This is a genomic window from Streptomyces sp. KLMMK, assembly GCF_036961605.1.
Taxonomy (GTDB): Bacteria; Actinomycetota; Actinomycetes; order Streptomycetales; family Streptomycetaceae; genus Streptomyces; species Streptomyces telluris.
Genome location: NZ_JBAMDC010000715.1, coordinates 1 through 1,550, shown reverse-complemented (window position 1 = coordinate 1,550; position 1,550 = coordinate 1). Strand labels below are relative to the sequence as shown.

Genomic DNA, 1,550 nt, shown 5'->3' with positions numbered 1-1,550 from the left:
CGGCCGCGGCGGGGGCCGCGGCGGCCCGGCGCCGGCGGGCGAGCGGGTAGCCCAGGCCCAGCAGGACGAACCAGACGGCGATGACGTACAGGGCCACACGGGTGTCGGAGTCCCAGGCGACCAGGACGGTGACGAAGGCGAAGGCCGCGAGCGCGATCCAGTTCGTGTACGGGGCGCCGGGCATGCGGTAGGAGGAGGCGACCGCCCGGCCCTGCGCCACGGCCCGGCGGTAGCGCAGGTGCGTCACGAGGATGATGCTCCACACCGTGATGGCGCCGCCGGTGGAGACCGCCGTGATGTAGGCGAACGCGTGCTCCGGGTCGAGGGCGTTGACCAGCACGCCCAGGGCCATGACCAGCGCCGAGATGACGACCGCCGTGGCCGGCACGCCGCGCTTGCTGAGCCGGCCGAGGGCCGCGGGGCCGTGGCCGTTGAGGCCGGCCGTGCGCAGCATGCGCGCCGTGGCGTACAGCCCGCCCGCGTTGCACGAGGACAGCGCCGAGGTGAGGACGACGAAGTTGACGATGCCGGCCGCCGCCGGGATGCCGATCTTGGTGAAGGCGGCGACGAACGGGCTCGTCCCGGGCTGGAACTCCTGCCAGCTCACGACCGACAGGATGACGAAGAGCGCGCCGAGGTAGAACAGGCCGAAGCGCAGCGGCAGGCTGTTGATGGCGCGCGGGATGTTCTTCTCCGGGTCCTTGGTCTCGCCCGCGGTCACGCCGACGAGCTCGACGCCGAGGTAGGCGAAGAGGACGATCTGCAGGGTCATCAGGGAGTTCCACACGCCGTGCGGGGCGACTCCGCCGTCCGCCCACAGATGGCTGACCGACGCGGTGTCACCGGCGTCGCCGAAGCCGATGATGAGCACGCCGAGGCCGATGAGGATCATGCCGATGATGGCCGTGACCTTGATGATCGCGAACCAGAACTCCAGCTCGCCGAAGATCTTCACCGAGATCAGGTTGGCGCAGGCGAGCACCACGAGGGAGATCAGCGCCGTCTTCCACTGGGCGAAGCCGGGCGCCCAGTAGTTGACGTACTGCCCGGCCGCGGTGATCTCGGCCATGCCGGTGGTCACCCACATGATCCAGTAGGTCCAGGCGGTGGCGTACCCCCAGAACGGCCCGAGGAAGCGGTGGGCGTAGTCGGCGAAGCTGCCGGAGACCGGGTTGTGGGTGAGCAGCTCGCCCAGGGCCCGCATGACGAAGAAGAGCACGATGCCGGCGGCGGCGTACCAGATGATGAGGCTGGGGCCGGCCTGCGATATCGCGGTGCCGGCGCCGAGGAAGAGGCCGGTGCCGATGGTGCCGCCGATGGCGATCATCTGCATCTGCCGGGAGCCCAGGGTGCGTTTGTATCCCTCGGTGCCGGCGCCCGGGTCCCCCGTGGTTCGCGAGCTCACAGTTCTGAGGTCCTCTCTTGCCGCGACGTGTCCGCAACGCGGTGGCGCGCCGGGCCGTCCTGTCGGTGAACGATCTGTCAGTACAAGATCCCTCAGGAGCGCCGTGGTGGCCAGCATGTTCACCGGCTTGTTCTAGAAGTAGCCT

Annotated in this window: 1 protein-coding gene; it reads right to left on the bottom strand. The window is 69.7% G+C overall.

Annotated elements, in window-relative coordinates; all coding sequences use genetic code 11:
- Nucleotides 1-1,333, bottom strand: a 1,333-nt coding sequence (locus tag V7793_RS37405) for an amino acid permease (protein ID WP_336014167.1), incomplete at its 3' end; no start/stop codon positions are given.
- Nucleotides 1,334-1,550: the final 217 nt, after the last annotated feature.